Source organism: Mariniflexile aquimaris (genome assembly GCF_042676825.1).
Lineage (GTDB): Bacteria > Bacteroidota > Bacteroidia > Flavobacteriales > Flavobacteriaceae > Mariniflexile > Mariniflexile aquimaris.
This window is the reverse complement of the sequence record NZ_JBHTIB010000002.1, coordinates 768,836-792,157: the sequence shown is the minus strand read 5'-3', so window position 1 is coordinate 792,157 and position 23,322 is coordinate 768,836. Positions and strand designations below refer to the sequence as shown.

The window sequence follows — 23,322 nt, the reverse complement described above, 5'->3', positions numbered from 1 at the left end:
TGGTCATTAAGATATGGGTGCAATTTCAGCGTTAAAAGGTTATAGAACACAATTTTTATACTCATTATATAGGATTCTTAAGGATTATAGAAAAAACTACACATTCAAGCCAGAAGGGTTTTATGAGGATTTAGATATTATTGATGAAAAAGGTGATTACATAGAGGTTATACAGGTTAAAAATAAATCTGAAACATTAGTTTTTGCTGATTTGTTTTCTAAAAAGGATTCATTTTTTAAGAGAGCAAGTAAGCTTATAGAAAATCAAGAAAAAGCTACTATAAAGCTAGTTTCATTTGGTAACGTTAGTAATGAACTAATTGAAAAATCTTTATTGTCAAAAAAGTTACGTAAAAAGGGATTCAATTCATTTGAAATTGATAGAATTTTAAGCAATTATCAAGTTCCAGAAATTGTTGAAGAACAAACTTTGTATAAGGAAATAATAGAGTTACTCAACAATATTAGACCTTTTTTGAATCCATTTATAGCAACAGAGTTATTAATTTTTTGGATTTATAAATCTGCTGAAGAGCAAAGAAAAATTGATGCTAAGAAAATAATATCAAATTTAGATTCTATAGGAGTATTCCTTAATGAACAAAAATCATTTGTAAACCAGTTTGGTAACACCATTTTACCATTTAATAATAGGACATTAAAGGAAGTTAATGCGGCTCAACTAGAAGAAGAGTTTTATTATGGAGTTTCGACTAGATATGAACATATTCTATCAAATTTAGATATTAGCAGAACTGAAAAGCTATATACAATAGATAAAGCTTTTAAAGAGACTAATGTTGTATTTATCCATGGTGCTTCTGGACAAGGAAAAAGTACTTTAGCGTATAGGTATATACATGATTTTTCAGAAAGTAATACTTCATATGAACTAAAGCTATCCAATAATTATAATGAGTTATATGAAACTATTAGTAGTTTAAATGCTTTATGTAAAGAATTCTTTTTCCCAATATTAATTTATATTGATATAAAACCTCAAGATGTTTATTGGAATGATTTACTTCAGCAACTATCTGCAAAAAAGAATCTTCAATTTTTGATTACTATTAGGCAAGAAGATTGGAATAGAGTTACTCTTGGTGCCGAGTATAACTTTAAAGATATGGAATTAATATTTGATAAAACAGAAGCCGAAAGCATTTATGAAAGTTTATCAAAATATAAAAAAGAGCTAAAGTTCACAGATTTTGAAGAATCATGGTTAAAGTTTGGCAATAAAGGGCTTTTATTAGAATATGTTTATTTTATTAATCAAGGAGATACTTTAAAAGCCAGATTAGAAAGCCAAATTAGTCGATTAGAGCAGGAAGAAAAAATAAGTGAATTAGAAATATTACGTTTTGTGTGTTTATCTGATTCCTATGGAGCTAAAATTAATTACAAAAAGCTAATTGATTTTATTCAGATTAATAGAAGTTTATCAAACAGAGTTGTAAAAAACCTTGAAAAAGAATATCTCTTAAAGTTTACTGAAAACAAAGAATTTTTAACGGGGTTGCATCCTATACGATCAGAAATTTTATGTGATATTCTATTTAATGAGAATGATTACATTGATATTAATGATTATATCAACGATTCTATACCACTATTGTATGAAGGAGATATATATTCTTTTTTACTAAATGGTTTCAATTTTGGGTACGATGTTGAAACTTTTTTAGATATAGTTAAAGAATATAATTTTAAAAGTTGGATTGGAAATATTAATGTATTGAATGCTCTTCTTTGGAAAGGTGTGAGTGATTTTCTTTTCATAAAGAATAAAGAACCTTTTGAAACTCTATATAATGAGTTTGGTACAATTTGGGCGTTAGTTTTACCTTATGATTATGCAAATGTAACTGGGGACGAAGGGTTAATACCTTCAAATATATTATCGGAAGATTTTAGTATTAGAATAAAAGAGATTAAAAATAATATATCCCCTAAAGAAGATGTTTTTGAATATATTTTAAGATGGATTAGTTCTAAAGACAATATTTCATGTGAATTATGTGATAAGAAAGAACTTGTTGTTTTAGGAGAGTATACTTTTTGGATTGGTCATTTAAATCTTGACGCAAATATAGTTATTGATGAAAATGTACTTCTAACTCTTTTTGATAGTGAAGTTTCTTTGAAAGATATTTCAGTATTGTTACTAGGTCTTCAATCGATAAATTTTTCTGTTGATTTTATCGATAATTACAGGAAGTTGTTCTTATCACGATTATTAGAAGAATATAGCATTGTTGATTTAAAAGAAAGCAATGATAACCATATTTCTTGTAGGTACATTATCGATTATTTAAAGTATGAATTTGAAGAAGTAAAAGAAACAAATCATCTGCAAAATAAATCTACAGAAATTCTTGAGCTTTTGAGAAACGTTTTTCCTGATAAAGATTCTTACTCTATAAAAGCAGTGAATAATTCTTTTTTGGATATTGAGTTACCTTATGACCCTAGTGATAAAAATATAAAGCATAATTTATTGCCTTTAGGCTATTTAGTGCAAGTAAATGTTTTAATTAATAGTTTGTTTATTTATCAATTTCGACCTGATTCATGGGAATCATACGTGTCAAAAATAATTGAAAACAGAGGGAAATATAATTATGCATTAACAGAGGTAATTAAAGGGTTTCAAGAGTATTTTAGAAAAAGGGATTATAAAGTGTTTATAAAACCTTTAGAAGTAGCGGAAAAGGAGTTAGAAGGAGTATACAAGGTTAAATTCCCTAAAAATATAGTTGATAAATGGGGATATGTTTCTGAAGGGACTAATGAAAAATCTTTTAATGAAAAAGAAGAATCATTAATAAAGGCAACAACAATAGCTTCAATAAAAAAGTATTTAGATTTTAATAAAATTAATAGAGATTACTTTTCGAGCTTAGATAATGTTTTTAATCAATTAGGGAGCAACATATTGTCTGTTTATAAACTTTATTCAGGTGTTAAGGATTTAGAAGATTATAATCCAAATATTCTTTACAGTAATATATCTGAAGCTTTAATTAAAGTTTCGAAATTTCAAAATGAGTTTAAAAAACATTTTTCTAAGTTTTGTTCTTCAGAGAAATTGGAGAAAATAGAAAGTATAGAAAGTAGAAATCTTGAGGCATTATTTTATAGTTGGAATCAACTTTATAATCAAGGAAATAGAAAAATTAGTAGTAAAGTATATATTAATTCAAGGAAAGAGTTTAGTGATATTAAGAAAAATCTCAGCAAAAGGTTTTTAAAAGAACGAAAAGATGTTTTTGAATTAGCTGGTATTCTATTTAATGTTGAACTATCAGAGAATACCAGAAAAAACCTTGTTCTCACAGCTGAAGTTGATTCAGAGATTTACTTTGCTTCATTACTATACGCTAGAGTATTTGTACAGAATACGCTCAGTGCTAGTTACTTTAGTGCTAAAGGAATAATGGTCAGAGACAATGTTCAATCCGTTATTTATATACCATTAATTCAAGGAATGCCAGTAAATAAAAAAGTATATAAAATTCATACACATAATTTAGATGAGGAATTTGATGGTGATAATTGGTATCGTTTTTTTAGTTTTTTTGATGATATAGATAAAGAATTAATAGATTATTTAAAACTTGAATTTTGGAATGAAGAAAATGATAATATTAAATATTATGAAGCAGTAATGGGAGAGATTACTAATATTCAACAATTCCAAAAACAAATAGAAAAAATTAATATCGAAGCAAAAAAGTTTGATTTTAATAACACTGAAATTACATCAAAATATGTATATAAACTTCAAAATTTTCTTAAAAATAGAAAAGGTGAAGTTTCAAAAGGATGGGAATCAATTGAATACTTGATTGATGATAAAGAATTTTTTAATAATGTGAACTCTCATATAATTAATTCTGATTTAAATGAGGTGTGTCCTGATATATCTGATATTCAAATACGTTTATCTGAAGAATATAATTCTTTTACTACCCGAGCTATTGCAGATGGATTAAATGATATAGTTGACTAAACAAGTTTAAAAATGCTTTAGCTTTCCCTAAAATGTAGTCTATCTTCTTTTGGATAATACTAAATCCACAAAATTTGCAATTGAGTATAATTTTGGTTATTAAATTTAGGACTTAGGCAGCTCAAGGTCTTTACAAACTTCCTTTAATAATTCCCCAGGATCTTCATCAATAGCAAGAGAAATTAAGTACAGTTCTTTCACTTTTAATTGTGTATTTAAATTGTTTGCAAGTTCACTCAATCGTGTTTTGCTTATGCCAGTTTTGCGAGACACATCTGATCTGTTAATTGATTTCTTAGCAAAGTAGAGACCTAAATTTGTCATGTATTATCTATTTTTCGGTATATAAATTTACCATTTAAGATAAAATTTTCCGATTTTCTAAACTTTTGTTTGTTATTTTATCTTATTACATGTACATTAGTTCTGATTATATGAAATATATGTCTGAATATCTAAACTTAAAATCTTTAAGATTATGAATCATGAAACTAATTCACATCTAGAACAGGTCATAAATAAGCTTACTACTTTTCTTGAGGTAAAATATATTTATAAGTCAGACATTAAGTTTGAAGATAAAAGCAAATCTCTGTTAATCGTCGTCTTGGAAAGAAAATGTTGTTCATTGACCAAAGAATTATCGGGCATGGTTGCAAAAATATTCCAGGAAGAAACGGACTTTTTGTACAGAATATTTTCGTTTGAATATGCCCATCAACAGTTAAAAGAAGAAAACCTTTTTTTTGTTCATGGATGCTTTTGGGACAACCTTATCTTCCAAAATTCTGATGTAGAATTAGACAATTTTAATGAATATTATGTTACCGAAAAAACACTTAATAATATTCAATCAAATTTCGAAAAAGAACGCGATAAAATCGCTGCTTTTTTGGATGGTGCAACCTTTTTTATCGAAAAAAATAATCTATCCCATGCTGCTTACATGCTGCACCAATATATAGAACTATGGTTTCGATATGTCGCTCTTTTTACAATGGGAAAGGAACGTAAAAGCCATAGCATTAAAGAACTTCAAACCTATATAAAAACATTTATTCCAGAACTAGGAAACCTTTTCAATACAGAAATAGAGGAGGAACAACACCTTTTAAAATTATTGGATGATGCTTATATAACGACACGTTATGAAAACAATTACCATATCAATTTAGAACAAATCCATAAAATATTGGAGAAAGCCAATAAAATTGAATCTATAGCAACTTTATTGTTTAAAAACAAATTGGATGCTTGTAAAAAGCAAGAATCAAATCAAGATGAAGTTAATGTACCAAAAAACCAATGTATTCAACAAAATGACACCGAACTATCCAATTTTATTAAATCACTCTCCACAAAAGACTTTTCAACCTTAAAACCATATCCCTATAAAAAAGGGTTATATACCCTTGGAATTGTAACGGAAGGGTATTTGGAGACCTCGTTCATGATTTCAAATCTATTAAAGGTATGTATTCTTGCTATGGAATACGAGTATGTACCTACACGTTCCATTCCCGATCCCTTGCATAATGTAAAGGAAGTTTTAGGATACGCATTAGACTTGATTCCTCATGAAGAAATGGAATTATTAGATGTATTAAGAGATTTAACGATAACCGAGAAAAGCTAAAGCTGATGAAAGAAAAAAAGAAACTAAAGGCAATAAAGAAACATATTCAAAACTTTCCTGGTGTGAGCACGGAATCTCTTGGAAACAGGATTAGAAAGACCATCAGTTTTGAGGTATTCGACCATGAGGATATAACCACTAGTATTTCGGCACTCTTGGAAGTTTGCTTCTTCGCCCTTGATGGAAATGGTTCTTTCATATATCCCAAGCATTGCAATAAGACAACCATAAGCAGTGTGACCAAGGTGCTAGAATTGGTCATCGACCTTTTGCCACATGACCAGATGTTTTGTTTAGACAAGATTACTAAAATTATATCGGAGGGTGAGAACACAAAAGAATAACAATAAAACTTCATTGGCTATGAAAAAAAACCACTAGAAATTAATTGAATCAACTAAGTATAAAGTGGATATCGTACTGCCATCAGATTTTCAAATGGACAAACTTAAGATTACATATTTGCAACAGCATTGCATTAAATAATTTATATCTTTGCTACAATGAAATATTTAGCAATCCTATTAGCAATATACATTTTCGCGCTTAATTTAGCGCCCTGTGCTGATTATATCCCTACTCATGAGGATGCTAAAACAGAAATTTCACATGCTACAGACAACCATCAACACCAAGATTCAGATTTATGTTCGCCTTTTTGTAATTGCCAATGTTGTCATATTCATGCTACCTATTTTAAGGTGGTAGATTTTAAAATTGCCATTAACCATATTTCTACAAAAGTATATTTTCATTTTGATGGTCTTGAAAAAGACTTCAACGCTTCTATTTTACAACCTCCACAAGTATAATTCAGTTTTATTAGGATTATTATATCCATTAATGAACCTTAAATGGGTTCGAATTACTTCGGTTTACTTCCATTAAATGGGCGTATCTCGATTTGTTTAACTGAATTAATACATTTTCTATGATTAATAAAATCATTGATTTTTCAATCAATAATAAATTCATTATTGGTTTGCTAACCCTTACCATAATTGGAGCAGGCATTTGGAGTATGACCAAAGTGCCTATAGATGCCGTTCCAGATATTACCAATAATCAAGTACAAGTCATTACACAAGCACCCAATTTAGGTACAGAAGACATTGAACAATTTGTAACTTATCCAGTAGAAGTAGCAATGAGCAACTTGCCCGATGTTCAGGAAATCCGTTCCATTTCTCGTTTTGGCTTATCTGTAGTGACTATCGTTTTTGATGACGATATGGGAACTTATCTACCACGGCAATTAGTAGCTGAAAAACTAAACGAAGTCAAAGAACAAATTCCGAGTGGTTTTGGCGAACCAACTATGGGGCCAATTTCTTCTGGATTAGGAGAAATTTATCAATACACACTTAAAGTAAAACCAGAATATAAAGACAAATATTCGGTGACTGATTTGCGCACCATGCAAGATTGGATTGTGCAACGTCAAATGGCTATGGTAGAAGGTGTTGTTGAAGTAAACGCCATAGGTGGAAAAATTAAACAATACGAAGTTGCTGTAGACCCAAACGAACTAAAAGCAATTGGATTAACAATTACCGATGTTTTTGAAGCGCTTGAAGCCAACAATCAAAATACAGGTGGTGCGTACATTGAAAAGAACCATCAAGCTAATTTTATTCGTGGAGAAGGCTTGGTACGCAGTTTAGAGGATATAAAAAAGATTACGGTTAAAAACACGAACAATATTCCAATTACTGTTGGCGATATTGCAACAGTACAATATGGAGCGGCCATTCGTTATGGGGCTTTAACCCAAGATGGCGAAGGCGAAGTAGTTGGTGGTTTGGTAATGATGCTTAAAGGCGCTAATTCAAACAATGTTATTGAGAATGTAAAAGTGCGAATGGCTCAAATTGAAAAATCGTTGCCAGAAGGTGTGATTATCGAACCTTTATTAGACCGAAGCAAATTAATAGCAGAAACCACTTCAACCGTTGCAACCAACCTCATTGAAGGTGCATTAATAGTTATTTTTGTACTCATTTTTTTATTAGGAAACTGGCGTGGTGGTTTAATAGTGGCTTCAACAATTCCATTATCTCTATTATTCGCATTTATACTAATGAATGTGTTTGACGTTTGGGCAAACCTAATGAGTCTTGGCGCAATAGATTTCGGAATTATCGTAGATGGTGCTGTGATTATTGTAGAAAGCACCGTTTTTCTAATCGCTTCGCAAGTACTAAAGAAAAGGAATTTGACATCCAAAGAACGAAACGAAGTAACAGCAGATGCCTCAAAAAAAATGATGAATGCTGCCTTTTTCGGTCAACTGATTATTTTAATTGTATTTCTACCCATATTAGCATTAGAAGGCATTGAAGGCAAAATGTTTAAACCAATGGCATTGACCTTCATTTTTGCGATGATTGGTGCAATGGTGCTATGTTTAACCTACGTTCCAATGATGTCTGCATTAGTGTTAAGAGCACCAAAAGACGACAAAAACTCGTATGGAGATAGATTTGTGCATTGGGTTGAAGACAAATACCAACCACTATTAGAAAAAGCTTTAACGAAAGGCAAACTTATAATGGGGGTTTCTGTTGTGTTATTTGGTGTTGCAGTTTTTATGTTCACAAGAATGGGTGGTGAATTTATTCCACAACTGGATGAAGGCGACATTGCATTTCACGCCATTTTAAAACCCGGAAGCTCGCTTACAGAAACGATTGAAACAACCACAAAAATTGAACAAATTGTAAAGGCAAAGTTTCCAGAAGTAGAAAAAATAGTCAGTCGTATTGGTGTTGCAGAAATTCCAACCGATCCCATGCCAATGGATTTAGCAGATGTATTTGTAATACTGAAACCTAAAAGCGAATGGACAACTGCTGAAACTAAAGACGAACTGATTGAAAAAATGAAAGAAGCGGTAGAAATCGTACCAGGCGTTAATTATGAATTTACCCAACCTATTGAAATGCGCTTCAACGAGTTGCTTGAAGGGGTTAGAGAAGACATTGCCATTAAACTTTATGGTGAAGATATTGAGGTGCTCTCACAAAAAGCAGAAGAAATATCTAAAATCATTGCTGGTACAGAAGGAATTGGCGATATGAAAGCGGAAGCTACAACAGGGTTGCCACAAATGACAATTACTTATAATAGAAGTAAATTGGCACAATACGGACTTCAAATAAACACCTTAAATCAAATTGTGCAATCAGCGTTTGCAGGAGGTATAGCAGGAACTATTTTTGAAGGCGAAAAGCGATTTGATTTGGTGGTTAGGTTAAGTTCTCATAATCGTAAAGACATAACAGATGTGCAAAATTTGTTTATCAACTTGCCGTCTGGTGCGCAGATTCCATTGAGAGAAGTAGCTGATGTAAGTTATAAAGGCGGTCCCATGCAAATCAGTAGAGACAATACAAACAGAAGAACTTATGTAGGTATCAATGTGAGAGGTCGTGATGTAAAATCGTTGGTAGGTGAAATTAAAACGAAATTAGATGCACAATTAGACTTGCCATCGGGTTATTTCATTCGCTATGGTGGGGCTTTTGAAAATTTAGAGCGTGCCAGTAACCGTTTACAAACCGTTGTTCCCATTGCGTTATTGCTCATTTTTATTCTTATATATTTTGCTCTAAAATCGTTGCCGCAAACCTTAATGATTTACATTGCAATCCCCATGGCAACCATTGGTGGCGTTGTGGCATTATGGTTGCGCGATATGCCTTTTAGTATTTCGGCAGGAGTAGGTTTTATTGTCTTGTTTGGTGTTGCTGTTTTAAACGGATTAGTAATGATCAGTGGTCTGAATGAATTAAAAGAAGAAGGTGTTACCAATCTAAAAGATAGAATTGTAGAAGGTACAAAGCGAAGAATCAGACCAATTATGTTAACCGCGCTTACAGATGTATTGGGCTTTTTACCTATGGCAATTTCGGCATCAGCTGGCGCAGAAGTGCAACGCCCTTTAGCAACCGTTGTAATTGGTGGTTTGTTAACCTCTACATTATTAACATTATTCGTGTTGCCTATATTATATCATTGGGTAGAAAACAAATCATTTAATTTTAGAGCAGACAAAAAAGCAATTACAGTGACTGCTATGGTAGCTTTTATGTTTTTGTTACCAATAACTGGAAACGCACAACAAGCAAACGATGTGTTACCCATAATTTCAATGCAAGAAGCGGTAAAACTGGCTAAGGAAAACTATCCAAGTTTAAAACAACGTCAACTTGAAATTGATAAGCAACAACAATTAAAAGGAACTGCTTTCGATTTTGGTACAACTCAAATTTTTACGGGAGGTGAAGAAGTTAAGGACGGTACAGGTATCTATACAACTATTGGTGTTGGTCAATCAAATATCGATGTATTTGGAATTTCTCCAAAAAGGAAATTACAGGAGCAACGTATTCAGTTAGCCCAAAAAGCCTTTCAGCTTTCAGAATTAGATTTAGAATTGGAAGTAAAAAAGGCCTGGGCAAATGCCTTACAGAGTAAAAGGAATTATAATTTATACAAAGAGTTAGATTCTATTTATACCAACTTTGAAGAAGCAGTAGCATTAAATTATGAAGTCGAAGCCATTTCTAAATTAGAGTATGCAGCAGCAAAAAATCAAGCTTTACAGATTCAGAATAAATTTATGCAATCAAAAAGTGAATATGCTATTGCTTTACAACAATTAAACCTTTGGTTGGTTTCAGATGAATTTTATACGGTTTCAGATGAAACTGATATAGAGAACGAAATAGATGTAGACGATTTTAATTTGGAAACACACCCGTTGTATACTATTTCACAAATTGAAGTAGCAGAAGCAAACGCAAACCTGAAAGCTGCAAAAGCCGAAAATTTACCAAAGTTAAATCTTCAAGGCAGTTTACAAAATGTAAATGGAAATTCTGGATTTTACACGTATCAAGCTGGTATTTCCATACCGTTTTTATCTGGTACAACAAAAGCACAAATTAGAACAGCAAAAATTGATAGACAAATTGCCGAATCAAATATGCAGTTTAAGCAAAAGGAAGTGCAATCTAAATTTAAGCAAGCCAAAGAAAATCACCAAAAATGGAAAACATCTTGGCTGTTCTATAAGGATGAAGTATTACCACTTATTAAAGAACAAAAAACTGGTGCTTTGTTTGCTTATAAAGAAGGAGAGATTGATTACACAGCGTTTACACAACTTATAAAAGAAGCTATTCAATCAGAATTAGAAGCACAAACGGCATTAGCGAACTATTTAGAAAGTACATTCCAACTACAATACTTTAATCAATAAGACAATGAAAGCCCATAATGGGCATTTGGCAAATAATGGTCAATACACATACAAAATTTTAGACAATGAAAAATATAACAAATAAATTCCTCATACTTTTTATAGTATCAATTGTAGTAACTGCGTGCGGAAATAAAGAAAATCATAAAGAAGGTGATGGTCATTCTCATGATGAAATACAAAAAACTGAAGAAAAAGATAACCACAATGAAGGCGAAGAAGTGATGCTTACACAGCAACAGTTTGAAGCCTTAAAAATGAAAATAGATAGCATTGCCTTGCGCAACATGAGTGGCTATGTGGAAGCCAATGGAACTTTAGAAGTGCCGCCACAAAGTGAAGCCGCTATAACATCGGTAGTTGGTGCTAACGTAGTATCTATTGAAGTGATTGAAGGTGATAAAGTGAACAAAGGTCAAGTTGTGGCATATCTTTCGCATCCCAATATTATTCAAATGCAAACCAATTATTTAAATGCGTATAGTGATAGTAATTTTTTAAAAAAGAATTTTGAGCGTCAACAAAAATTATTCAATGCCGGAGTTGGTTCTGGCGCAAATTTCCAAAAAGCTGAGGCAGAGTATGAAGCCTCAAAAGCAATGGTTAATGGAATGGCGGCTCAATTACAGTTATTAAATATTAGTACAACATCGGTACGTAATGGTAGTATTGCACAACGTATTTCATTACGTAGCCCCATTGATGGCTTTGTGCAAAAGGTCGGCGTTAAAACAGGACAGTATGTGGAACCTCAAACCGAACTCTTTGAAATAGTAAACACGCATCATGTTCATGCAGATTTGATGGTATTCGAAAAAGATGTATATAAAGTAAAGAAAGGTCAAAAAGTAACATTTACACTGCAATCAATCCAGGATGAAGAATTAACCGCAGAAATTTATTCGGTAAGTAAAACTTTTGAGGACAATCCAAAAGCGGTACACGTACATGCAGAGATTGAAAATAAAAAAGGAAATCTTATACCAGGAATGTATATTCAAGGAAAAATCCAAACAGAAAATACGGAAACTATGGCGTTGCCTGAAAGTGCTATAGTTAAAGAAGGTGATAGGTTTTTTGTGTTTTCAGCAGAAAGAGAAAATAACAATTGGAGTTTTAAACCCATTGAAGTTATTTTGGGTGCAAAAGATGGCACTTGGATAGCGGTTCAGTTTACAGAAGATATAAACCCAAAAACAAAATTCGCTTATAATAATGCTTACTACCTTATTGCAGAAATGAAAAAAGGAGAAGCAGAACACGAACATTAATTATGCAAACAATAGAACAATTATTAGAGTCAAAAAATATCCGTATTACGGCAATGCGATTATTAATTTACAAGTTTCTTGCAGAAAAGAAAGTGGCAGTAACCTTGAGTGATATAGAAAATACCTTCGAAAAAGCAGATAGAACTACACTATATAGAACTATAAAAACCTTTGAAGAAAATACTATTGTTCATCAAATAGATGATGGTACTGGAGTTACAAAATATGCCTTATGTGAAAAGGGCTGTCATTGTGAAATAGAAACAGATTTGCATTTACATTTCCATTGTAATAATTGTGGAGAAACCATTTGCTTAACAGACCACAAAATTCCTCAAATAAAAGTGCCAGATGGTTTTGTTTCAGAAAATGTAAACTTGGTTGTAAAAGGCATGTGCGACAAATGTAGTGGGCAATAATTGCACTTCCATTGCATCTTGTTTTATTGCATTTTTGTATAAAACGGATAAATGATGAAAAATAAGTTTGTAGGTGTAGGTTTGCTAACGGCATTTACTGCGTCTTTATGTTGTATTACACCCGTTTTGGCGCTAATAGCTGGAACAAGTGGAATTGCTTCAACATTTTCTTGGATAGAACCTTTTAGACCTTATCTAATTGGGTTAACAATTTTAGTTCTTGGTTTTGCTTGGTATTATAAGCTAAAACCTCAAAAGGAAATTGACTGCGCATGTGATACGGAAGAAAAATCAAAATTTATACAGTCAAAAACCTTCTTAGCAATAGTCACTTTTTTTGCAATGGTGATGTTGGCTTTTCCATTCTATTCAGAAATTTTTTATCCAAACACAGAAAAGCAAATAATTGTGGTTGATAAATCGAATGTTAAAACAACTGAATTTAAAATTAGCGGGATGACTTGTGCGAGTTGCGAAGAACACGTAAATCACGAAGTAAACAAACTCAATGGAATTGTGAACTTAAAAGCGTCCTATGAAAATGAAAACGTAATCGTTGAATTTGACAAAACCAAAACAAACGAAACAGAAATCGAGAAAGTAATTAATGCGACAGGTTATAAAGTAACCGACAAAAAAGAAAACTAATGGAGGTCCAATTAAAATCAGAAATTACATGTCCAAAATGTGGACATAAAAAAGTAGAAGATATGCCAACAAACGCTTGTCAATTTTTCTACGAATGTGATAATTGCAAAACGGTTTTAAAACCAAAAGAGGGCGATTGTTGTGTTTATTGTTCATATGGAACAGTTGCTTGTCCACCAATTCAAGAAAACAAAAGTTGTTGCTAAAACAAGTATGAAAAAAAAGAAAATCAATTTAAGAGATTTAAAACCAAATTCAGAAGCGGAACATAATCATGATGATGGTCACAACCATAGTGGTCAACCCAATAATTTCAAAGCCTATATTCCAGCAATTATAAGTTTTTCAATGCTTTTTATTGGGATAGTATTAGATTATTTTGATATTACTTTTTTCAAAAATGGGGTTCGTATTATTTGGTATGCTATTGCTTATTTACCAGTAGGTTTTCCTGTAGTAAAAGAAGGTTGGGAGAGCATCAAAAAAGGCGATGTGTTTACAGAGTTTTTTTTAATGTCCATTGCTACTATTGGAGCCTTTATTATAGGCGAATATCCAGAAGGTGTTGCAGTCATGTTATTTTATGCAGTTGGCGAATTATTTCAAAACGCAGCAGTAAACAGAGCCAAAGGAAACATAAAAGCTTTGCTAGATGTCAGGCCAAAGGAAGCTTTGGTGTATCGCAACAATGATTATGAATCCGTAAACCCTGAATCGGTTGAAATTGGCGAAAAAGTTCAGGTTAGAGTTGGGGAAAAAGTGCCTTTAGACGGTATTTTACTTTCTGAAAAAGGATCGTTCAATACCGCAGCATTAACTGGAGAAAGTAAACCCAATACCATAGCAAAAGGTGAAAAAGTATTTGCTGGGAGCATAAATTTGGACGGTGTCATTGAAATAGAAACCACCAAAGAATTTAAAGATAGTTCCCTTGCCAGAATTTTGGATATGGTACAGAACGCCACAGCACGAAAATCTAAAACAGAATTATTCATTAGAAAATTTGCACGTATTTATACGCCAATAGTTGTTTTTTTAGCCATAGGCGTCACGTTGCTACCTTACTTTTTTGTAGACGATTATGTCTTTAGAGATTGGTTATATAGAGCCTTAATTTTTCTGGTGATTTCTTGTCCTTGTGCCTTGGTTATTTCTATTCCTTTGGGTTATTTCGGAGGATTAGGTGCAGCTTCAAAAAACGGAATTTTATTTAAAGGCGCTTCATTTTTAGATGCCATGACCAAAATAAACACGTTGGTAATGGACAAAACAGGAACAGTTACCAAAGGGGTTTTCAAAATCAAAGAAATTAAAGCTATAGATTGGGAAGAATCCGAATTTATGAAGTATCTCATGGCTATGGAAGAGCAATCCACACATCCCATCGCCAAAGCCATTTTGGAATATAAAGCTGAAGGTAAAGATTATGAGGCTTCCGAAGTATTTGAAATAGCAGGAAAAGGTTTAAAAGGTATCGTGAATGGCAAGTCTGTTTTAGTTGGTAATAAAGCCTTAATGACAGCCAATAATATTAATGTTTTACAGGAAACAGAAACCATTGTAGAATCGATTGTATTGGTCGCAATCAATAATAAGTTCGCAGGTTATGTAATAATTGCAGATGAATTAAAAGACGATGCTAAAGAAACCATTACAGCCTTACATAAAGTAGGTATCAAAAATATAATGATGCTTTCAGGCGATAAAGATTCCATTACCCAACAAGTCGCAAAAGAATTAAATATTGAAAAGGCTAAAGGTGGTCTATTACCTGAGGATAAATTAAATGAAGTTGAAACTTTAATGAAAAACCCTGTGAATAAAGTAGCATTTATAGGTGATGGCATTAATGATGCACCGGTATTAGCAGTAAGTGATGTAGGCATTGCTATGGGTGGTTTAGGAAGCGATGTGGCTATTGAAACAGCTGATGTTATCATTCAAACAGACCAACCTTCAAAAGTGGTAAAAGCCATCAAAATAAGTCGTTCCACTCGCAAAATTGTGTGGCAAAACATCATTTTAGCATTTGGTGTCAAAGTAATTGTACTGATTTTAGGAGCAGGTGGTTTAGCGACCATGTGGGAAGCAGTATTTGCAGACGTTGGTGTTGCATTGTTAGCAATATTGAATGCTGTTAGATTACAAAGAATGACTTGGAGTTAAGCATTAAACTTCTGTTAAATTTAAAATGTTGCATGAAAAATTTGTAAATTTGTCTATAATGAAAAATGTCGTCCACAAAATAACGTCTATTTTAATGGCCTTTGTAGTCTTATTTTCTACAATGTCATTTACTATTGATATGCATTATTGTGGGGATACCTTAGTAGAAACTGCTGTTTTCCATAAAGCTAAAGGTTGTGGTATGGAAATGGAAAAGCCTTCTGTCGATGATTGTTCAATAGCCAAGAAAAATTGTTGCGATGATGAACAGTTAGCAATTCAAGGTCAAGACGAACTACAACTACAAGTAGACAAAATTTCATTTGAGAAACAAATTTTTGTTGCTTCGTTTGTTTATTCTTATATAAATCTTTTTGAAGGTTTTGAAAGTAATGTTTCTTCCTATGAAGAATATAAACCACCACTCGTCATAAAGCGTATCTACAAGCTCGACGAGACCTATTTAATTTGATTTTTAAACTTTAGACTCAATTATCCAATAACGTTATGTTATGAGGGTAATTTGTTGTATTCGGTGTTTTGCAATACTCCTTTGTCTAACTGTTTAATAATCAAATTACATGTTAAATAAAATTATAAAATATTTTCTTGAGAACAAGTTAATTACTGTGCTCATTCTAATTACGTTCATTGTTTGGGGTGTATCAACATCTCCATTCAATTGGAATACGGGTTTTATACCCAAAGATCCCGTGCCTGTTGATGCGATACCCGATTTAGGTGAAAATCAACAAATAGTGTTTACCGAGTGGAGCGGGCGCTCACCACAAGATATTGAAGATCAAATAACCTACCCACTTACTACCTCGCTTTTAGGAATCCCAAACGTAAAATCAATAAGAAGTACGTCCATGTTTGGTTTTTCAAGCATCTACATCATTTTTGAAGAAAAGGTAGATTTTTATTGGTCGCGCTCTAGGGTTTTAGAAAAATTAAACTCGCTACCAGACAACTTGTTGCCTATAGATGCAAAACCCGCATTAGGGCCCGATGCAACCGCTTTAGGGCAGGTTTATTGGTACACCATTGAAGGTCGCGACCCAGAAGGAAATGTGACAGGTGGATGGGATTTAGACGAATTGCGCTCGGTACAAGACTACTATGTTAAGTATGCCTTAAATGGTGTTTCTGGTGTTTCTGAAGTCGCATCGGTTGGCGGCTATGTAAAAGAATATCAAATTGATGTAAATCCGGATGCTTTAAAAGCCTTTAATATTGGCATCGATATGGTTATGATGGCAGTTAAAAATTCCAATCGTGATATTGGTGCTAAAACCATTGAAATCAATAAAGCTGAGTATTTTATTCGCGGACTCGGATACATTAAAAACATTCAAGATATTGAAAATACCGTGGTAAGTGTCAATAATAACAAACCAATACTTATTAAAGATGTTGCTCACGTAAGTTTAGGACCCGAAACCCGTAGAGGTGTTTTAGATAAAGGTGGTGCCGAAGTTGTGGGAGGTGTGGTTGTAGCGCGGTATGGTTCTAATCCTTTAGAAGTTATCAATAATGTAAAAGATAAAATAAAAGATTTTTCTTCAGGTTTACCTAAAAAAACATTAGCAGATGGCACGGTAAGTCAGCTCACCATCGTTCCGTTTTATGATCGCACCCATCTTATTGAAGAAACTATTAGCACTTTAGAAACCGCACTTTCTCATGAGGTTCTTATTAGCATAATAGTAGTTCTTGTTCTTATGATGAATTTAAGGGCTTCTTTTATCATTTCCAGTTTATTACCCGTAGGCGTGCTCATGACCTTTATTATTATGCGCTATGCAGGGGTAGATGCGAATGTGGTGGCCTTGTCTGGTATCGCAATTGCCATTGGCGTTATGGTCGATATAGGCATTGTGTTCGTTGAAAACATTATTAGGCACTTAGAAATGCCCGAAAACCATGGGGTAAAAGGCAAAGAATTAATGAACGTTATTTACGTTGCCACCAAAGAAGTGGCATCGGCCATCACAACCGCGTTAGCAACAACCGTGGTTAGTTTTGTGCCTGTTTTCGCCATGGTTGGCGCAGAAGGTAAGTTGTTTAGACCCCTCGCATTTACTAAAACCTTCGCCCTGTTAGGAGCCTTTTTATTGGGTATTATCGTATTGCCTGCCTTGGCGCATTTTGTGTTCGGTATTAATTATGATAAGAAGAAAGTTAAAAGAACCTGGGGAATTATATTAATTGTTGGCGGGTTGTTGTTTGCAATTTATATGCATATTTGGCTGCCTCTTGTTTTATGTGTTTTAGGTTTAAATTCTTTTTTTGAACATAAATTACCACTTCAATTTAACAAGTACTCCAACTATATTAATATTGGATTAACCTTATTTATTGCCACTTTTTTCTTAGCAGAAGAATGGATGCCATTAGGACCTCAAAACTATCTCATAGTAAATTATTTGTTTGTGTTAGTTTTAATCGGTTCTATTTTAGGAACATTGCTAACCATCGTACATTTTTATGAACCCGTGCTTAAGTGGTGTTTGAACAATAAAGGAAAGTTTATGTTAATCCCGTTGTTCACATTGTTGTTTGGCGTTTTCATTTGGGTTGGTTTTGATAGCACTTTTGGGTTTGTTTCCAAGGGATTCGATAAAATGGGATGGAAGATTAAAGAAACTAAAGTTTGGACTTCCATATCGAAAACATTTCCGGGTATTGGCTCGGAGTTTATGCCAACCTTAAATGAAGGAAGTTTTTTATTGATGCCTACGGCGATGCCACATGCAGGTTTGGAAGAAACTAAAAGCATCGTTCAAAATCTGGATATGTTATTAGCCAATATACCTGAGGTTGATGTGGCTGTTGGAAAACTAGGAAGGGTTGAAAGTGCTATCGACCCAGCACCTATTTCTATGTTTGAAAATATTATCAATTATAAACCCGAGTTTATAGTGACTTATGATGGGAAACCAAAGCGTTTTAAAGTTGATAAAAACGAAAAGTTTGTTCTTAAAAACGGCACATCTTTATCTAACGAAGAAGCTTTAAATCAAAATGTAAAAGAGTCCGATTTAACGCCAGATGATAATGGTGAGTTTTTCAGAAATTGGCGCTCCCACATAAAAAGCTCCGATGATATTTGGAAAGAAATCGTTAAAGTTTCAAATCTTCCTGGAGTTACTTCTGCACCTAAATTGCAACCTATTGAAACCCGTTTAGTCATGTTACAAACAGGTATGCGGGCTCCTATGGGAATAAAAGTTTATGGCCCCGATTTAAAAACCATTCAAGACTTTGGTATAGCATTAGAAGGAATTTTAAAGCAAGAACCTTCCGTAAAAGCCGAAGCGGTTTTTGCCGATAGAATTGTAGGGAAACCATATTTGCAAATCAATATCAATCGTTCCGCCATTGCTCGATACGGATTAAGTGTTGAAAAAGTTCAGCAAGTTATTGAAACTGCCGTTGGCGGTATGAATATTTCAACTACTGTTGAAGGTAGGGAACGCTATCCTGTAAGAGTTCGATACCCAAGGGAATTACGAGACGACCCAGAGAAAATTAAAAAAATATTAGTACCTACACCAACAGGGGTACAGGTACCTTTAGGTGAATTGGTTAGTTTGGAATTTGTTCGAGGGCCACAAATGATAAAAAGTGAAGAGACTTTTTTAGTTGGCTATGTATTATTTGATAAAAAAGAAAATTTCGCCGAGGTTGATGTTGTAAACAATGCCCAAGATTTAATAAAAGAAAAGATTAATACAGGTGAATTAATAGTTCCTAAAGGTGTGAGTTATAAATTTTCTGGTAGTTATGAAAATCAAATTCGAGCCATTAAAAAATTGTCCATTGTGATTCCAATAAGCTTGATTGTAATATTCTTGTTATTGTACTTTCAATTTAAAACCATCATTGCTTCATCCATCCATTTTTCGGGTGTGTTTGTAGCTTTTGCAGGCGGTTTTATCATGTTGTGGTTATATGGACAAGATTGGTTTTTGAATTTTTCAGTTTCTGGTGTTAACATGAGGCATTTGTTTCAAATACATCCAATCAATTTAAGTGTTGCCGTTTGGGTTGGGTTTATCGCCTTATTTGGTATTGCTACGGATGATGGGGTTATTATGGGAACCTACATTCACCAAGTATTTGAAGAACGACAACCTGATACAATTAAGGGTGTTCGAGAGGCCGTTTTGGTTGCAGGTAAAAAACGAGTACGACCCGCAATGATGACGGCAGCAGTTGCCATTATTGCCTTACTGCCTGTTTTAACATCCACAGGTAAAGGAGCCGATATTATGATTCCTATGGCAATTCCAGTTTTTGGAGGGATGATTATTCAGCTTATGACCATGTTCGTGGTGCCCGTGCTACAAGCTTTTTGGAGAGAGACCGTAATTAAAAGAAATCAATAATGAAAACAAAAAATAAATATAAGATATTGAATATAAGGTATTTAATTCTTGTTTTGGTGTTATACGCTACAAATGTGAATAGCCAAACATTGCAGGATTATTTAGGTATAGCATCTCAAAATAACCCTGAGATACAATCGGTATACAAAGAGTTTGAAGCGGCGTTACAAAAGGCTCCTCAAGTTAGTTCGTTGCCAGATCCCAGCTTAACCGTAAGTGCCTTTGGACGTATGATAGAAACCAGAGTGGGTGCTCAAGAAGCGCGTTTTAGCTTAATGCAAATGTTTCCATGGTTTGGTACTTTGGAAGCTAAAAAGAATGCTGCTAATTTAATGGCAGAAGCATCGTTTCAGCGATTTATAGATGCTCGAAATGAAGTGTTTTTGGAAATTAAGAAGGCCTATTCAGAACTTTATGAAATCAATAAAATGATTCAGCTTGAAACAGATAATCTTCAAATTCTAAATGATTATCGAGAGCTAGCCTTGAGCAAATTTAAAAATGGAAAAGGCGCTATGGTAGATGTGGTGAGGATTGATATTAAAAGAAGCGAAAGCGAAACTAATATTCAATTATTAAAAGATCAAATCCATCCACTTCAAGTAGAATTTAATAGTTTGCTGAATAGAGATTTGAATACACTTATTAATATACCGGATGCATTACCACTGGTTGAAAATACAATGCCTATTGAAAAAGACAGTTTATTTAATTCCAACCCAAAATTATTGGCATTAGATAAAAAAATGGCATCCTTTGAAGAACAAAAAAAGGTAGCTAAGAAAGATGGTTATCCAATGATTGGATTGGGCATAGATTATTCGATTATTTCAAAACGCGATGTGCCTAATTTGGAAATGAATGGGCAAGATGCTATTATGCCAATGCTAACAGTTACTTTACCCATTTTCAGAAAGAAATACCATGCCATGCAAAAGGAAGTAGATTTCATGCTTGAGGCTACAAAATTTGATAAACAGGCCGTAAAAAACAATTTGCAGTCTAAATACAGTTTGTCTAATTATAATGTTTCAAAAGCAAAATCATTAAAAGAGTTATACAAAAAGCAAACCGAAAGCACGAAGCAAGCCATTTCTTTATTAATAGCGGCTTATAGCAATTCCGGAACCGACTTTGAAGAAATTTTACGAATGAATCAGGATTTATTAATGCTTCAAACGGCAACAGTTTCGGCTAATAAAAATCAATTTATAGCACAATCAACCATAGATTATTTAATTTCTAAAGAGAAATAAAGATGAATACAAAAAATAAAAATATAATAAAAATGGTAGGTGTTCTATTTGTAGGACTTCTGCTAGGATGGATGATTTTTGGAGGCAATGATGCTTCAAAATTTGAGCATGACCACAATGCGAAAGAAGGCACAGAAACCATATGGACCTGTTCCATGCATCCACAAATTCAAATGAAAGAACCTGGTCAATGCCCGTTATGCGGCATGGATTTAATTCCTTTGGAGTCGAATGAATCGGCCATGGATCCAAATGCGATTCAAATGACCGAAGATGCCATGAAATTGGCTAATATTCAAACCATGACAGTAGGTGGTGGTAACGGCGCGAATAAAAAATTGGCACTTAATGGTAAAGTGCAAATTGACGAGCGTAAATTATATACCCAATCTACACATATTCCTGGTAGGATTGAGCGTTTGCATATCAATTTTACAGGCGAAAAAGTGAGTCGAGGCCAAACCTTGGCAATGGTGTATTCACCAGAATTGGTTACAGCTCAGGAAGAATTATTACAAGCGAATCGTATTAAAGAGGCGCAACCAGAATTGTTTGAGGCAGCAAAACAAAAATTGGGTAATTGGAAAATAGGATCTGCTACAATAAACAAAATATTAAGTTCAAATAAACCCATTCAACAGTTTCCTATTACGGCAGATGTTTCTGGAATTATTACGGCTAAAAAAGTGGACCTAGGCGATTATGTTGGTCAGGGGATGCCCATATATGAAATAGCCGATTTATCGTCACTTTGGGTGCTTTTTGATGTTTACGAAAGCGATATGCCATGGGTAAAAGTAGGTAACAAGATTAGTTATACCATTCAATCTTTACCCGGTGAAACTTTTGAAGGTGTAGTTACATTTATAGATCCTTTAATCAATCCACAAACACGAGTAGCATCGGCACGTGTGGAAGTGAAAAATTCTGAAAATAAATTAAAACCTGAAATGTTTGCCTCTGGTATCGTGAACAATAGTTTAGCGACTACAAGCTTAAAAGATATGGTGATTCCAAAATCTGCGGTTATGTGGACGGGTGAACGTTCGGTAGTTTATATTAAAAGTATTGTTTCCAATAAAGTAAGTTTCAAATTAAGAAATGTCACTTTAGGAGCTTCACTTGGAGATGCTTATATTATTAAAGATGGACTTTCTGAAGGAGAGGAAATCGTTATAAATGGTACGTTTGCTGTAGATGCGGCATCTCAATTGGCAGGAAAACCAAGCATGATGAGTCCAGACGGAGGAAAAGCAATAACAGGGCATAATCATGGCAGCGAAACCGCACCAGCATCTAACGTTTCAGAAACAAAAGATAAGAACCCTAAAAGTGTATCGATAAGTCAAAAAGCAAAGGATAATCTAAAACCTATTTTTGAAAACTATTTGGAAATGAAAGATGCGCTTACAAACGATAATTTAGAGGCTGCCAAAAAATCTGGCAATAATTTACTTAAATCGGTTGAAAATGTAAATATGGCATTATTTACAGGCGAATCGCATAATATTTGGATGAGTTTGAGTACCGAATTAAAAACGTCTCTTGAACATTTAGGGCACTTTAAAACTTTAGAAGAACTTCGGAAAGCCTTTCTTCAAGTATCTAAATCCATAATCAATTTAGAGACGACCTTCAATCCGAATGATAAACCATTATATGTATTGCATTGTCCCATGGCAAATAATAATAAGGGAGCAGATTGGATAAGCGCATCAAAAGAAGTGAGAAATCCGTATTACGGAAAATCGATGCTGACTTGCGGAGAGGTTTCAAAAGAATTAAAGTAAACAGAAAATAAAACAACAATTAAAAACAATTAAAATGAAAAATTTAAAAGTAACAACAGGAATTATATTAGTAGCATTTTTAGCTTTATCGGCTATATCGTGCAAAAGTGAGACCAAAAAAGAAAATGACACCATGACTGCCGAAGTAGCCCAAAGTTTAACTACAATTAGTTTTGGCGTAAGAGGTAATTGTGGTATGTGCAAAAAAACCATTGAAAAAGCTGCAAATGCTGTTGATGGAGTCACAAACGCGGTGTGGGATGTTGAAAAAAAGAAAATCGATGTTATTTATAACAACACAAAAACCAATGAAATGGCCATTCACAATGCTGTTGCCATGTCTGGTTATGATACTGAAAAAGTATCTGGAAATACAGAAGCTTATAATGGGTTACCAGGTTGTTGCCAATACGATCATGAAATGGAAATGAATCAAATGAAATAATTTTAAATTTTTAAAT

Annotated in this window: 16 protein-coding genes; 15 read left to right on the top strand and 1 reads right to left on the bottom strand. The window is 33.4% G+C overall.

The genetic code is table 11. The features are described from left to right. The first annotated feature begins 13 nt into the window (after positions 1–13). On the top strand, positions 14–4,015 hold the full coding sequence (locus ACFQ0I_RS03535; protein WP_379939386.1) for a P-loop NTPase: 4,002 nt from the start codon (positions 14–16) through the stop codon (positions 4,013–4,015). 105 nt (positions 4,016–4,120) lie between these two features. Here ACFQ0I_RS03535 and ACFQ0I_RS03530 read toward each other — a convergent pair whose 3' ends face one another. Beyond that, entirely contained in the window at positions 4,121–4,339 is a 219-nt protein-coding gene (locus ACFQ0I_RS03530) for a helix-turn-helix domain-containing protein (protein WP_379939384.1), read from the bottom strand. Between the two features lie 304 nt (positions 4,340–4,643). Here ACFQ0I_RS03530 and ACFQ0I_RS03525 point away from each other — a divergent pair, with 304 nt between their 5' ends. The 14 genes from ACFQ0I_RS03525 to ACFQ0I_RS03460 all read left to right on the top strand — a co-directional run bounded on the left by ACFQ0I_RS03525 (position 4,644) and on the right by ACFQ0I_RS03460 (position 23,306). Further along, on the top strand, positions 4,644–5,651 hold the full coding sequence (locus ACFQ0I_RS03525; protein WP_379939383.1) for a HEPN domain-containing protein: 1,008 nt from the start codon (positions 4,644–4,646) through the stop codon (positions 5,649–5,651). Positions 5,652–5,656: 5 nt separating this feature from the next. Further along, positions 5,657–5,995 (top strand): hypothetical protein, encoded by a 339-nt coding sequence (locus ACFQ0I_RS03520; RefSeq protein ID WP_379939382.1) that lies wholly within the window; start codon positions 5,657–5,659, stop codon positions 5,993–5,995. 159 nt (positions 5,996–6,154) lie between these two features. Beyond that, a complete protein-coding gene (locus tag ACFQ0I_RS03515) occupies positions 6,155–6,463 on the top strand; it encodes a DUF6660 family protein (protein WP_379939380.1) in 309 nt (102 codons plus the stop codon). Between the two features lie 119 nt (positions 6,464–6,582). Beyond that, complete coding sequence (locus ACFQ0I_RS03510; RefSeq protein WP_379939378.1) at positions 6,583–10,917, top strand: CusA/CzcA family heavy metal efflux RND transporter; 4,335 nt, start codon at positions 6,583–6,585, stop codon at positions 10,915–10,917. A gap of 65 nt (positions 10,918–10,982) precedes the next feature. Further along, complete coding sequence (locus ACFQ0I_RS03505; RefSeq protein WP_379939377.1) at positions 10,983–12,188, top strand: efflux RND transporter periplasmic adaptor subunit; 1,206 nt, start codon at positions 10,983–10,985, stop codon at positions 12,186–12,188. Between the two features lie 2 nt (positions 12,189–12,190). Then, the gene (locus ACFQ0I_RS03500; RefSeq protein WP_379939375.1) at positions 12,191–12,607 is read left to right on the top strand and encodes a Fur family transcriptional regulator; all 417 of its coding nucleotides are present in this window, start codon (positions 12,191–12,193) and stop codon (positions 12,605–12,607) included. Positions 12,608–12,661: 54 nt separating this feature from the next. Beyond that, positions 12,662–13,255, top strand: a complete 594-nt coding sequence (gene merTP / locus ACFQ0I_RS03495; protein ID WP_379939373.1) for a mercuric transport protein MerTP — start codon at positions 12,662–12,664, stop codon at positions 13,253–13,255. Further along, positions 13,255–13,461, top strand: a complete 207-nt coding sequence (locus ACFQ0I_RS03490) for a GDCCVxC domain-containing (seleno)protein (protein ID WP_379939371.1) — start codon at positions 13,255–13,257, stop codon at positions 13,459–13,461. The genes merTP and ACFQ0I_RS03490 overlap by 1 nt, the downstream gene beginning before the upstream one ends. A 7-nt stretch (positions 13,462–13,468) precedes the next feature. Further along, complete coding sequence (locus ACFQ0I_RS03485) at positions 13,469–15,421, top strand: heavy metal translocating P-type ATPase (protein ID WP_379939370.1); 1,953 nt, start codon at positions 13,469–13,471, stop codon at positions 15,419–15,421. A 58-nt stretch (positions 15,422–15,479) separates the two neighbouring features. Then, positions 15,480–15,893, top strand: coding sequence for an HYC_CC_PP family protein (locus tag ACFQ0I_RS03480; RefSeq protein ID WP_379939368.1), 414 nt, complete (start codon positions 15,480–15,482; stop codon positions 15,891–15,893). A 109-nt stretch (positions 15,894–16,002) separates the two neighbouring features. Next, positions 16,003–19,815 (top strand): efflux RND transporter permease subunit, encoded by a 3,813-nt coding sequence (locus ACFQ0I_RS03475; protein ID WP_379939366.1) that lies wholly within the window; start codon positions 16,003–16,005, stop codon positions 19,813–19,815. Continuing rightward, a complete protein-coding gene (locus tag ACFQ0I_RS03470; RefSeq protein WP_379939364.1) occupies positions 19,815–21,071 on the top strand; it encodes a TolC family protein in 1,257 nt (418 codons plus the stop codon). Before ACFQ0I_RS03475 ends, ACFQ0I_RS03470 begins: the two co-directional genes overlap by 1 nt. A 2-nt stretch (positions 21,072–21,073) precedes the next feature. Further along, positions 21,074–22,861: an efflux RND transporter periplasmic adaptor subunit gene (locus tag ACFQ0I_RS03465; protein WP_379939362.1), complete on the top strand. Its 1,788-nt coding sequence runs from the start codon at positions 21,074–21,076 to the stop codon at positions 22,859–22,861. Positions 22,862–22,895: 34 nt separating this feature from the next. After that, entirely contained in the window at positions 22,896–23,306 is a 411-nt protein-coding gene (locus ACFQ0I_RS03460) for a heavy-metal-associated domain-containing protein (protein ID WP_379939360.1), read from the top strand. The last annotated feature ends 16 nt before the right edge of the window (positions 23,307–23,322 follow it).